Here is a 12,952-nt window from a genome sequence, read left to right on the forward strand (position 1 = left end):
GAGGCAGTCGCCGTCGACCGAGGATCATGATTCATTGGCTCCGACGAGATTCGGGGATGGTGCGTGCGCGGCGGCGACAATCGAACGGGCGAGCTGTTCAGCTACGTCGACCTGGAAGCAAGGGTGCGGCGTGATCATCCGCTGCGAGGGATCCGGACGATCGTGAACGAGGCGCTGGCGGCGCTGGAGCACGAGTTCGCCGCCCTTTATTCGCCGATTGGACGGCCGTCTATCCCGCCGGAGAAGCTGCTGCGGGCGATGCTGTTGCAGGCGTTTTATTCGATCCGCTCGGAGCGACTTCTGATGGAGCGGTTGGAATATGATTTGCTGTTCCGCTGGTTCGTCGGAATCGGAGTCGACGATACAGCCTGGGACCATTCGGTATTCTCGAAGAACCGCGACCGGCTGCTGGAAGGCGACATCGCGGCGAAGTTCCTGGCGGCGGTGCTGGCGCAGCCCAGGGTGAAGAAGCTTCTGTCGAGCGATCACTTCTCGGTCGACGGCACGCTGATCGAGGCCTGGGCCTCGATGAAGAGCGTCAAACCGAAGGATAGCTCCGGCGAGCCGCCGGCCCAAGGCGGCGGGCGCAATGCTGAAGCGAACTTCCATGGCCAGAAGCGCTCCAACGACACCCATGCTTCGACCACCGATCCGGAGGCCAGGCTCTACCGCAAGGGGAAAGGCAAGGAGACGAAGCTGTGCTTCATCGGGCACGGGCTGATGGAGAACCGCCACGGCTTGCTGGTCGACGCCTGCCTGACGCAGGCCGGTGGGCATGCCGAACGGGTGGCCGCGCTGCACATGATCGAGCCTCGTGCCGATCGACCGACAGCGATCACGCTTGGTGCCGACAAAGCCTACGATGCAGAAGACTTCGTCAACGAGCTGCGCTCGATGAACGTGACGCCGCATGTTGCGCAGAACACCGGCGGCCGTAGCTCTGCGATCGACGGGCGTACGACCCGGCACGGCGGTTATGCTGTCAGCCAGCGCATCCGCAAGCGGATTGAGGAGGCATTCGGCTGGATCAAGACGGTCGCCGGGCAAGAGAAGACCAGATTCCGTGGCCGTGATCGGGTCGGATGGGCCTTTACCTTCGCTGCGGCCGCTTACAATCTGGTGCGGCTGCCCAAGCTGATCGCGGAGACCGGTTGATGGCCAAGGTGCCCGGCTTTGCCAAGGCCTTTGCCGGCCGCTGGCGCAGCGTCGAAATGGACAACTGGGACAGCGACTTCCTCGATCTTGTCGGAGAGGCGCATCTCACCTTCCGTGGCAAGTCCGATGGCGAAATAGCGTTTGGGGCTCTCAAGGGCTTCCTGGATGTTCGCTACGGCACCCGCGACGGATCGGCCTGCGCCGAGTTCTCATGGGAGGGGCACGACGAGAATGATCCGTCCTGTGGTCGCGGATGGGCCATGATCGGCACTGCGGGCAGGCTCGTTGGCCACTTCTACATCCACAATGGCGACGATTCAGCCTTCGTTTGCGAACGCGGCTGAGTTCTTCAACGGCCTGCTAGGGCGAGGCAAGAGCTTCGGCTTTCTGGGTTTTGACTTTCGCTACATCCGCAGCTTGCGGGGAGCGATGCGGCCGCACTACACGCCCAAGCTGAAGAAGCGAACGGCGTTACTGCGGGATCTAAAGGAAGTATTTCGTCGGCACCGATCGCAACCGATTGGCAGGGTCATCAACCTGATCAATCCGAAGCTCCGGGGCTGGGTGAACTACTTTTCGGCTGGACACTCTGGCAGGTGTTTCAGCTACATCAGAGATTGGGTGGAGAAGAAGGTCAGGCGCCATCTGGCGCGGGCACGGCAACGAAAGGGCTTCGGCTGGGAGCAGTGAAGTAAATCATGGCTGTACGATACCCTGAAGCTGTTCAACGACTACCGGGTAAAACACAGCTGACGAAAGCTGCCCAGCGTGATAGGTCCCATAAACCTTGATGCGAAGCGAATGGGGGCGCGTAGTGCGGGAAATCCGCATGCTGCGTGCGATGAGGCGGGGGCTGGAAACGTACACATCCAAGGCTCTTGGATGTGCGGCGCGCCAGTCCTCGACCCTACCGCAAGAAGCCCAGCGTCCGACGCGGGTCGGATAGCCTTTTTGGGTTTGAGTTTGCGGCTTGATCTGATTCAATGGCTTCATGATATCGAAGCCGGACGATCTTCCTTCTGACCTCGCGAGCGCCTACCTTGCGCTGCTGGCCGAACGAGAGGCGTTGCAGGCTGAGCGCGATGTCGCTGTCGCGGATGCCGCTAGTGCGCGGGCGGAGCCATCGGACAACGAAGCGCTGATCGCACATCTTGAGCTGCGGATCGAGAAGCTCAAACGCGAACTGCACGGGCAGCGATCCGAGCGCTCGGCCTGCAGCGCCGCCAGGGCACTCGCAAGGTCCGATGGAAGATCGTCCGATCTCAATGACGTGGAGACGCTGAAGGCCATGGTGCTTGCCACGGCCGAGAAAGCGGCGCGCGCCGATCCTCTGGAAAGCGAGGTCGCCGATCTCCCTGCAACGCCGATGCCGATGCGCGCATCGAGCGGCTGACGCAGATCTTGAAGGCCTCGACCGAGCCCGGTTCGGTCGATGATCAGAAAAGCTCGGCTCGGCGGACGGCCAGGATGAACAGCATGCCTTGTCTTCGAGGAGATCGAGACCGGCAGCGCTGCGATCAAGGCCCAGGTCAGCAAGGACCGTCAGCAGTCGGATAGCAAGCGTGCACCGCGTCGGCGCAAGAGCTTTGCGCCGCATCTGGAACGGATCGAAACCTTCATTAAGCCGGAAGAGCTGGCGGGTATGCCGGCAAGCAGAAGGTGCTGATCGAGTGCTGATCGTCGAGGACGTGTCGGAGCGTCTGGATTTGGTGCCGGCGAAGTTCCGGGGTGATCGTCACGCGCCGTCCCAAGTATGCCTCCGCGAGCGCGGACGGCATAATCCAGGCACTAGCCTCCGCCCATATCATTGAAGGAGGCATTCCGGTGGAAGCGCTTCTGGCCCAGATCGCGGTCGCCAAATATGCTGATGACCAGCTGTTAGGCTATCTACGGCCGCGATAACGTCGAGCTCGTCCCCCAGCTTATGGCGCAATGGGCAAGCTCGGCGTCGAGCCCGAGATCGTGGTCGATTACATCTTCAGCGAGGTCAAGCAGGCTGAACGGGTCTTTGCCGACGAAACCTCTTTGCCGACGCTCACTCTGGATCGACAAAGATGGCCTATATGATGGGGTGGACGCCCCGCCCGACGGCCTCTCTGAGGTGGCTCCGAGTGGAGGGCGCAGCTTGCGCTTGATTCTGGTGCGCAGACCACTACTCGTCTTGGTAGCTTCGTTACCCCGGGGTATCGGGTAGTTGGTTGTCAGCGAGACCGCGAGCCAGGCGCGTCTAGCGTCCAAGCGATTTCCTTTTCCTCTAATCACTTGCCTTGGCAGAGGTGATAAATGGCTAGAGCGATTAGCGGATCGCGCAAGATGCAAGCGTTAGATGCGCTGGAATCGAACGTACGCACATATTCTCGTTCATTCCCAGCCATGTTCAGCCGAGCGCGCGGCTCGATTATGTTAACGGAGGATGGTCGAAACGTCGTGGACTTTCTCTCCGGAGCTGGAGCGCTGAACTACGGCCATAACAATAATCGACTCAAAGCCGCCATTGCCGACTATCTGGCCTCTGACGCGGTCGTCCATGGGCTTGACATGGCAACCCCCGCGAAGCTCCAGTTTATGGAGACCTTCAAGACTGTCATACTTGAGAAGCGAAACTTGGAGTATCGCTTCCAGTTCACAGGACCAACTGGCGCAAATGCTATTGAGGCTGCAATAAAGCTTGCACGCAAGGTCACCGGACGGCAAAACATTATCTCATTCACGAACGGTTATCATGGCATGAGCTTGGGGGCCTTGGCCGCCAGTGCTAATCGCGCCTACCGGACGGCCAGCGGCGTTGCACTATCAAGCGCAACGTTCATGCCTTATGATGGCTACCTTGGTCCTGGTATCGATACAGCGGAATACCTGAATAAAGTGCTGACGGACGTGAGCAGCGGCATCGATTCCCCGGCTGCCATCCTTGTCGAAACCGTCCAGGGAGAAGGCGGCGTAAACGTCGCTGGCAAGGAATGGCTACAGTCTATTCAAGCCGCAGCGAAGAGCGCTGGCGCTCTCTTCATAGTCGACGATGTCCAAATGGGTTGTGGCCGGACGGGCCAGTTCTTCAGCTTCGAGTTCGCAGATCTGTCACCAGACCTCGTTGTATTGTCGAAATCGCTAAGCGGGTACGGTCTGCCACTATCAATTGTGTTGATCAAAAAGGAATTTGACGCGTGGCGACCGGGAGAACACACAGGCACTTTTCGAGGAAATAACCTTGCGCTGGTATCAGCAACGGCAGCTCTAGATCTTTACTGGCGGGACGAGATCTTCGCGCAAGAGGTGTCGCGGTTGGGAAAAGTGTTGCGACGCCGGCTCGACGCCATCGCAGTAAAGTACGGAAACAGCTTTGCGGTTCGGGGGAGGGGCATGGCCTTCGGATTTGATTGTCAGATGCCCGAAATTGCAGCGGCTACGAGCAGGAGCGCCTTCGAGAAAGGACTGATTGTCGAGAGATGTGGACCCCTGGATCAGGTCGTAAAATTCCTGCCTGCACTCACGATCGATTGCGAGACGCTCGATCGAGGTATTGAAATATTTGAGCAAGCGTTGAACGAGGCGCTGAAGCAGATCAGGTCGTCCTGACCGAACATGAAGCTAGGCTGGTGACGGAATGCCATGGCTTACGTGACAGTCAAGTGTGATATTGCGGAGAAATCCTCACGATTACGCTGAATCGACCGGAAAAGCTAAACGCATGTACCGCTCTCACGGAGCGAGAAGTCTTCGATGCGTTCGATTGTGCCGACAGGGATGATGACGTCCTGGCGATCATTGTCACCGGCGCGGGTCGTGCCTTCCGCGTTGGCGCCCGACCTGGCTTTTGGCGCCGATACAGTTGATCGGGACGTGCGGCGCGGACCAGTGAAGCGGCTGCCCGATGGCAAGGTGAACTACAGCGATTCCGTCGTCAGCGGGTGGCGGCAAGATTGCCATGGATATTAGAGCATGAATAGCAATACCGGCGAGGAAAGCTGGCGAACTAGACGGCGGCGGGCCAGGATCAATCGAAGCATAGCATGACTGCGCTCGGATTCTAGCATGGTAGAAGCGTTCCAAGTTGGGCAAAAATCTAAAGATGGCTTCGCTCGGGCGCGGCTGGTGTTTCCGGACGGAACGTCGCGAGTAAGCATCGAGCGGAATCCAGTTCCTCTCTATATTGAGCGCGGAGTGGGCAGCCACCTTATCGATATAGACGGCAACCGGTTTCTCGATCTCAACGCGAACTTTACAACGCTCATTCACGGCCACGCTTTCGGACCCGTGGTGGAGGTCTTGACCCGGCAACTGCAGTTGGGTAGCTGTTTCGCAAATCCGACAGAGAGCGAGATCGCACTCGCAGAATTGCTATGCGAGCGCATTCCGCGGGTCGAGCGTGTTCGTTTCGTCAATACCGGAACTGAAGCCGTGCTGTTTGCGATCAAGGCTGCACGGGCTTTTACAGCTCGTTCGAAGATCGCAAAACTCGAGGGTGCATATCATGGCGCCTACGATTGGGCCGAGGTAAGCTTTGCAGCGACACCGGACAATTGGGGGGATCCGAGCGGCCCAAGGTCGACCCCATTTTACCGCGGGATGCCTGCAAGCGTGCTAGATGAAGTCGTCGTCATGCGGTTTAATGATGCTGAGGGCGCGCGCCAGTTGCTATCCTCGCACGGGCGTCATCTTGCTGCTGTCATCATAGATCCGATGCCAAGCCGAGCGGGGCTGATTCCACCAACGCCGGAATTTATTGCCGCGGTTCAGGAAACCGCTCGTACGCATGGCGTCCTTGTGATTGCCGATGAGGTTCTGAATCTCAGGCAAAGTTTCGAGGGAGCTTCAGCCCTTTATGGTCTCGCTCCGGACCTTATCACGATGGGGAAGATCATCGGCGGCGGCCTGCCAATTGGAGCAATCGGTGGTCGGAAGGAGGTGATGGGAGTATTTGATGCCTCTTCCGGCCGACCACTGCTCCCGCAAGGCGGCACGTTTTCGGCCAATCCTCTATCCATAACCGCCGGGCTTGCCGCCATGCGGCATCTGGACCATGTGGCCCTCGCACACCTTGATGACCTTGGGACCATTGTTCGCGGTGGGATTGCGCGAGCTATCTCACAAAGGGGAGCGCCGTTCTGTGTCACGGGGGCCGCTTCGCTTTTTCGCATTCATCCGAAGACTCAAGCACCCAACGATAATCGTGAAGCCTATCCCTCACTAGAAGAGTCAAAACTGATGAAGCAGCTTGTGGACTTCTTTGCACAGAACGGCGTGATTCTGCCTGGAGCTACCGCTTCAATGTCAACGTCGATGAACCGCGGCGACGCTGAGTTCGTCGTTGATGTGTTCGTACGCTTTCTCGACAGCAACCGAACATCCTGGACATGATAGCGCTCTACACATCAGACCCTCGGCAGGCCGCAAAATGCAAGGTGTGTTGCCGTCGATCGGTAAATGCTTCTGGGCTCTCCGATCGGTGTAGCAGTCGAAGCAATCACAAGCTTTGCTGTGGCCAGACCATGGGGCATATGTAAGTCCATTGCGGCGACCTCCGCTTCGGCCCCGTCGACCGCGCCGCCTAAAGGGGCGGCGCTCCTGCGCGGCCCCAACGTGGCGTAATGCCCCGTTTGATCTAGTAGCTGTCACAGCGAACGGCCGGATGTTAGTTCGCTAGAGACATAATATGAGCCGACTAGGCTGTTCTTCAAAATATGTAAAGAATCTTCGACTCGGGCTGACTTCGTCACATTGCGTGTGGTGCTCGACTAGCATCTGGTACCCACGCTTGACAGATGGAATGGAGAACGGAATGGGACAGCAGAGCGCCGCCTCGGATCATGGGCGCCCGAGCGAACACTTTCGGAACACCGCGTACGTCATCAAAAAGAGCAGGTCATATTTCGACGCGGCCCACAATGCTGGTCTCATGGCCGTTCAGGGACGTTCGACGATTGGGCGAGGCTTTGCGCTGGGGGGCGGTCCGCTTAAGGACCGACCCCAGGTCATTGATTTCGTGCGGTGTTCATATCTGGGACTGGATAATCACCCTGCAATCGTGGCTGCCGCGATCGAGGCAATCGAGGCGCATGGGTCGCTGCACTGGTCATGCGCGCGAACACGGCTTAATTTCGATTTTTTGGCGGAGCTCGAAGCAGCCCTGTCCGAGATGTTTAGTGCACGGGTTCTCGCCTTTTCAACCGTCATGCTCGCCAATCTTGGAGCGATGCCGCTTCTAGCGTCTGGCCTTCTGACGGGGGGCACGAAGCCGGTAGTCGTGTTCGATCGCATCGCGCATCTGTCGCTCGCATATCACAAACCGGTGGTCGCTGATGAAGCGCGAGTAGAAACGATTGAGCACAATGATATTTGCGCTCTGGAACGCTTGTGCCGTGAACAGAGAATAGTTGCCTACGTTTGCGATGGTGTTTATTCGATGGGAGGAAACGCTCCGATCAAGGAGCTCCGTGAACTCCAGGAGCGTTATGGGCTGTTCCTTTACATTGACGATGCTCACGGCATTTCGCTGTTTGGTCGTCGAGGCGAAGGGTTCGCGCGCACTCAATTCCCCGAAGTCTTAGGTGACCGTACGATCATAGCAGCCTCTCTGGCCAAGGGCTTCGGCGCATCGGGCGGCATGTTAATGTTAGGGACGGCCGAGCAGGAAGATCTATTTCGGCGATACGCGATTCCTTACGCATTTTCGGTCGCCCCTAATTTAGCTGCAGTTGGTGCAGCGCTTGGCTCTTGCAAAATTCATCGCTCGGCAGAACTTGCCGAACGGCAGAAGCGGCTGGCCCAACGGATCAAGGTCTTTGACGGTCGGGTAGAGACTCCTGAGCACGGCACTTCGCTTCCCATCAGAATGGTTGCTGTTGGATCGGAAACGAAGGCGATTGCACTCGCCCGAGAGCTCCTCGACACAGGCTTTTATACCTCGGTGATCTTCTTTCCCACCGTTGCGCAAGGAAAGGCCGGCGTTCGGGTGTGTATTACGGCCGATCACGAGGTCGTTGACATAGAGCGCCTGTGTGAGTGCATCTTGGAGAGAGTGCCTGGGACGATCATCGGCTCCGATAGAGCACCAGCGCCCATGGCGCAGTGAGGGATCCGTTTTCTGCGACCAACAAGCAGGCAGTCGCGAGCCAGGTCCGTGGCTAGGCAACGGAGATAGCATTGGAGAGCATATCTCTAGTCCGAGAATGCCGCCAGCTCGCTGGGCGGATCGGAGAACACATATGATTTCTGAAACGACAGTAACGGGGAGGGGAAGGACCGAAGGGGATCCGTCCGTTGTACTCGTCACCGGAGGAGCACGGGGAATCGGGCTTGAGATCGTACGCCGGTTCTTGGCAGATGATTATCGAGTAGCTTTCGTGGCGACACAGCCTAACCACGTGCAGCGTGCACTCGAGAGCCTTAGCGGTCCAGAAGATCGGCTTTGTGCGGGGGTGGCCGACGTCACACAGCAAAATGAGGTGAACCGATTTGTTGATCAGATCCGCAACCGTTGGGGTGAAATTACGGCTTTGGTAAATAATGCGGGCGTCTCACCAAAGCGTGCGGATCAGAAGATACCCTGGCTTTCGCAGATGTCGCCCCAGGAATGGGCACGCGTCATCGACGTCAATCTCAGCGGGCCGTTCACCCTCATACGTCTCATAGCGCCGTCGATGATTGCAAAGGGCTATGGACGCATCATCAACATCGGGTCTCTTGCGGGCCGCGCCGTGCCGTTGATCGCCGGTCCGCATTATGCTGCATCGAAAGCGGGGCTGATCGGGTTAACCCGCGCTGCTGCACGGGATCTTGCTCCATACGGTGTTACGGTCAATTGCATCGCCCCGGGTCGAATTCTCAGTGACCTTACTGGACCAGCGGAGGCCGCGGTCAACCGTTCCGCCCTCAGCCGTATTCCACTCGGTCGGTTTGGAAAGGCTGAGGAAGTAGCGGATCTCGCTGCCTTTTTGGCCTCGCCCATGGCAGGCTTTATTACTGGAGCGACGATCGATATTACGGGCGGCGAGTTCGGCGCCTAGCAGAGGAGCTTCGGGTTTGATGCAATAGTCGCTTTTTGAACCAGCTTCGCTTGAGTCGAATCAGCCGAGTAAGGCGTCCCCGAGGGGCATGCATGGACCCGGTGGCAGTAGCTTCGAGCGCTCAAGTCGTCGGATCTGCCTTGCTAATGGCAGCTTTTCTACAATGGCTGAATAGGATCGGCAGCGCCACAGTCGAGCCTACTGGAAGTTGCCCGCTTGTTGAGGCCGAAGGAATAGGGCCGAAAGTCGACCGTTGTGCGTTGCGAAGATGTGTCGACCGAGATCGCGCTGTGTCGTGAGTATAGCGCTCTCCCGATTATAAGAAGACCTGACACGGAGCGCTCTGGTCGAGGGACGCATGTCAGCTGTTGGACCTATGGCATTTGCGGTTTACCAGACAAGAATGTCGGCGATGAAATGTAGGAACTGAGCAGTGGGCCTCAGACTCTGAACTCCGATAATCGATATCTGGCCGTGCGACACACGTGTGCCGGCATGCACAACACGCACGAAGTGGGTGTCGGTTCGCGAGGGACACGAAGCGTAATGTTCCGCCCATCGAGGTGTGGGGAAGGCCATAAATCTACGGTTTGCGCAACGAGTTGGGCAGCAAGCGGGCGGAGGCGGTGAGCGTTCTTCTCTCGGCGCCGTGTTCGTCTACGTGTGGCCCCGCCGTCGCAACCCCGTCTACGTCATGGATGGATCTGAGTGGACTGCTTCGTACGGCAGATCGGCCGCGTACCCCAGTAGCAGCGCTTTCGCGAGCACCTGGAGCTTTCCGATGAAGGAAAGGAAGATTGTTCCTGTCCGTACGCAGCGATTTTGTTGGAGCCCAGTCCACACCGGCATAGTCCTTGCTGGATCTTCGAGAGCTTCCGATAGCAGCAGTTGGGGCTCACCGTAAGGCAAGCAGGTGAGATCGGAGAGCACGAGTGCGGAGTTCGTGTCTACTCTCAAATGGCAATCGCCAGTGTTTCGGCTGCTCTTGAGTGGTGTAGCGGGTGCGAGTTTTCGTTTGCAGGCGAAGAAGTTACGGAGCATCGGTATGGCAGAAGAAGCGCAAACTTCTAGCGAGGCATTGTCGCAGCTGCGGGTCGTTGAGATTGGTAGCTCAGCTGCAACGAGCTACTGCGCGCGGCTGTTTGCCGATTTTGGCGCCGACGTTTCGAAAGTCGAGCCGCCGGCCGGCGATCCGCTTCGCTCCCAGGCTCCCTTGACCCCAGGTGGCCAGAGCGCGTGGTTCGCGTTCTTGAATTTCAACAAGTCAAGCATTATCATCGATCCCGTTGATCATGACGCGATCAAGCGACTGACGCTGTTGGTTGAAGATTGCGATATTTTGGTCGATGGGCGCGATATTGATTGCGCGGAGTGCCCGCCCATTGATCTCGCCGTAATCCGGCAACGGCGCCCAGGCTTGATCTACCTCGAAGCGAGCTGGTTCAGCCGAGAGGGACCCTATCATGAATTCGCCGCGAGCGATTCGACCCTGCGGGCCCTTGCCGGGCTGATCAAGCTGGTTGGACCGATGGAAGGCCCACCTCTACACGCGCCGGATTTCCAGGCCGGCATCCTCGCCGGCCTCTGGGGCTTTATCGCCGTAGCCTCCTCACTCATTGCGCGAATGGGGAGCGGGGCCGGCCGGTCACACTCGCTCAGTATATTCGAAGCATGTATCTCGCTCAGCGAGTATCAGCTGTTCGAGGCATTTGACCGCGGCGAGGCGATGCGCCGGATCGGCATAAATCGATTCTGGCCGAACTTTCCGTCCGGAATCTACGAAACAAAAAAGGGCTGGCTCGGCGTGACGACAATTACCCCGGCCCAATGGCGTGCATTCTGCGACATGCTCGACCTTCCCCAATTGCGTGATGATCCAACTCTGGTGCTTGGCGTCGATCGTCTGAAGCATAAGGAGCGGATCGAACGATTGTTCATCCCGAGGTTTAGGACGCGGACGGCCCAGCAGTGGTTTGCCGAGGGACTACAACGCAAGATCCCGATCGTACCGGTACCGGAGATATCCGACCTTCTGGACGACCAAGAGAAGATTGAGCGTGGCGCAATCGTCCCCATTCTGGTGGGTGAAGAACAAGGGCTGACGGCTGGCTCGATGCAGCGGCTGACATTGACACCGCCGCGCCGGGGCGGGAAGGTTCCATCTGCTGGTGAGCGATCGACTTTCGCTAGAAGCCGAACAAGCTCCACAACCGGAGCGACGGCGTCGCGCGGCTGCAGCGCTCCTGCCGAACGGCCTTTGCTAGGAATTCGCGTCATCGACTTTTCGATGGGCTGGGCGGGCCCATTCTGTACGCGAACTCTTGCAGACCTCGGTGCGGATGTCATCAAGGTCGAGGCTATTCAGTACCCGGACTGGTGGCGCGGCGTCGATCGACGGCCGGACTACGTAACCGGCCAGACGTACGAAAAAACGCTTCGCTTCTGCATGATGAATCGCAATAAGCGCGGCATCACGCTTGATCTGACCAGACCCCAGGGCCTCTCGCTTGCAAAGCGCCTGGCATCTAGCGCCGACATCGTCGTTGACAATTATTCCGTCGACGTCCTGCCAAAGCTCGGGCTTGGCTACGAAGTCCTCAGAACACTCAATCCGCGCCTTGTGGTAATGTCGATGTCAGCCTTCGGCACGAACAGCGCTCATCGCGACTGCCGAGCCTACGGCTCGACGCTGGAGCAAGGGTCAGGCCTACCGAGCGTGATAGGAACCGCTAATGGGCCGCCAGTGATGAGCCACGTCGCGTTCGGGGATGCCACAGGCGGTTTGAATGGCTGTGCCGCAGTTCTTGTCGCGCTGATCCACGCTCGAGAGACTGGCCGGGGGCAATTCATTGATCTCGCGCAGATCGAATGCATGATGCCATTTGCAGCCCCATGGATTATCGTCCACTCCCTTTGTGGTACGTCGACGAGGTATGGTAATCGGCATCCGCGATTCGTCCCGCACGGCTGTTTCCGGTCTGCAGGCGAGGACAACTGGATCATGCTAGCGGTCACCGACACTAACATGTGGCAGAGACTTGCGACACTCATCGGCCGAGTGGAATGGGCCGCTGACCCATCGCTCAAGGCCGCGGAACGCCGCCGCATGATTGAGGACACGATCGAGAGCGAAATCGAAGGCTGGACCCGCACGCGTGATGCAGATCAGGCAATGGCCGAGCTGCAGTGCGCAAGGATCGCGGCCGGAGTGGTCCGCCTGCCGATCGACCTGCTGCAAGATCGGCACCTAATGTCACGTGCATTTTTCCAAGAGGTCGAACGTGCGTTCATTGGGCGGCACCCGCAGCCGTCAATTCCAATTCGCGAAGGCGCACGGCCGCATTCAATCCGCCGAGCGGCGCCCACCCTGGGACAACATAACAGCGAGATTCTGGCAGACCTGCTCGGGCTCAGCAAGGGCGAGATCGCAGACCTCGCGAGCGAGGGCATCATCGGCACAAGAATGCTCTCTGACGTGGAACTGAGACGACGATGGAGTCCTCAAGAGACTTCGACGTCATAGCCCACGTTTAGGCGGAACGCTCGCAACGAGCGTCAGAGTATTCCCATAATTGCCGTTGATTGCGCAGGCGTAGCGATACACGTCGGCCCGTCGCGCTAGGTGACCTTCAATCCTACGTCAAATGTTGGCGTTTCCTTCCGGCATCGAAATGAAGAAGCCTGGAATGTGTGATGGCGGCGCAGGTTGCACTCCCGTTTAGAACCATGACCCATCAGTATACCGCGCGCGGTAATGCATTTGTGCGAAATTCGTGAACCCGCTGATGACA

General features: G+C 58.3%; 8 protein-coding genes and 3 pseudogenes. All 11 read left to right on the forward strand.

From position 1 onward, the window contains the following. Nucleotides 1–63: 63 nt before the first annotated feature. The 11 genes and pseudogenes from ACVMIH_RS38065 (at nt 64) to ACVMIH_RS38115 (ending at nt 12,684) form a co-directional block, all read left to right on the forward strand. Complete coding sequence (locus ACVMIH_RS38065) at nt 64–1,155, forward strand: IS5 family transposase (protein WP_456865573.1); 1,092 nt, start codon at nt 64–66, stop codon at nt 1,153–1,155. After that, nucleotides 1,155–1,499, forward strand: coding sequence for a hypothetical protein (locus ACVMIH_RS38070; RefSeq protein ID WP_456865576.1), 345 nt, complete (start codon nt 1,155–1,157; stop codon nt 1,497–1,499). The genes ACVMIH_RS38065 and ACVMIH_RS38070 overlap by 1 nt, the downstream gene beginning before the upstream one ends. Then, nucleotides 1,462–1,845 (forward strand): group II intron maturase-specific domain-containing protein, encoded by a 384-nt coding sequence (locus tag ACVMIH_RS38075; RefSeq protein WP_456865578.1) that lies wholly within the window; start codon nt 1,462–1,464, stop codon nt 1,843–1,845. The genes ACVMIH_RS38070 and ACVMIH_RS38075 overlap by 38 nt, the downstream gene beginning before the upstream one ends. 301 nt (nt 1,846–2,146) lie before the next feature. Further along, nucleotides 2,147–2,368 (forward strand): annotated as a pseudogene (locus tag ACVMIH_RS38080) (IS66 family transposase); the annotation flags it as partial. Between the two features lie 75 nt (nt 2,369–2,443). Next, nucleotides 2,444–3,192: pseudogene (locus ACVMIH_RS38085) on the forward strand (transposase); the annotation flags it as partial. Between the two features lie 246 nt (nt 3,193–3,438). Next, the gene (ectB, locus tag ACVMIH_RS38090) at nt 3,439–4,731 is read left to right on the forward strand and encodes a diaminobutyrate--2-oxoglutarate transaminase (protein WP_456865581.1); all 1,293 of its coding nucleotides are present in this window, start codon (nt 3,439–3,441) and stop codon (nt 4,729–4,731) included. A gap of 33 nt (nt 4,732–4,764) precedes the next feature. Beyond that, nucleotides 4,765–5,089 (forward strand): annotated as a pseudogene (locus ACVMIH_RS38095) (enoyl-CoA hydratase-related protein); the annotation flags it as partial. A 98-nt stretch (nt 5,090–5,187) separates the two neighbouring features. Further along, on the forward strand, nt 5,188–6,513 hold the full coding sequence (locus ACVMIH_RS38100; protein WP_456865583.1) for an aspartate aminotransferase family protein: 1,326 nt from the start codon (nt 5,188–5,190) through the stop codon (nt 6,511–6,513). Between the two features lie 421 nt (nt 6,514–6,934). Further along, nucleotides 6,935–8,227, forward strand: coding sequence for an aminotransferase class I/II-fold pyridoxal phosphate-dependent enzyme (locus tag ACVMIH_RS38105; RefSeq protein ID WP_456865586.1), 1,293 nt, complete (start codon nt 6,935–6,937; stop codon nt 8,225–8,227). A gap of 133 nt (nt 8,228–8,360) precedes the next feature. After that, a complete protein-coding gene (locus ACVMIH_RS38110) occupies nt 8,361–9,161 on the forward strand; it encodes an SDR family oxidoreductase (protein ID WP_456865589.1) in 801 nt (266 codons plus the stop codon). Nucleotides 9,162–10,206: 1,045 nt separating this feature from the next. After that, nucleotides 10,207–12,684: a CaiB/BaiF CoA transferase family protein gene (locus ACVMIH_RS38115; RefSeq protein WP_456865592.1), complete on the forward strand. Its 2,478-nt coding sequence runs from the start codon at nt 10,207–10,209 to the stop codon at nt 12,682–12,684. Nucleotides 12,685–12,952 lie beyond the last annotated feature (268 nt).

This window comes from Bradyrhizobium sp. USDA 4503, from assembly GCF_054055815.1.